Consider the following 309-nt stretch of genomic DNA (forward strand, 5'->3'; position numbering starts at 1 on the left):
AAGTGGTCTTTGGTAGCAATGATCGAAGCTGAGTTCTTGGGTGTCGATTCTGCGAACGCAGCTGATATGAAAGACAACGGTAAGCCTGCTCAGAAGCGTCTTCTTGGGACTGAAGGTGATGCTGGCGAGAAGCTTGGTTTAAGTGCTGATTGGGCTTACAACATCGTTTCACAAGTAGGTAATTACGGCGAGTCATTCGAGCGTAATGTAGGTATGGGTTCTCCTCTTAAAATTGCACGTGGCATTAACGAGCAATGGAATAAAGGTGGCTTCCTATACTCACCACCGATTCGTTAATTCGAATAGGTA

Annotated in this window: 1 pseudogene; it reads left to right on the plus strand. The window is 45.6% G+C overall.

Annotated features, from left to right (window positions below):
• Positions 1-297 (plus strand): annotated as a pseudogene (locus tag A3762_RS27225) (amino acid ABC transporter substrate-binding protein); the annotation flags it as partial.
• Between the last annotated feature and the right edge of the window lie 12 nt (positions 298-309).

Source organism: Oleiphilus sp. HI0125 (assembly GCF_001635355.1).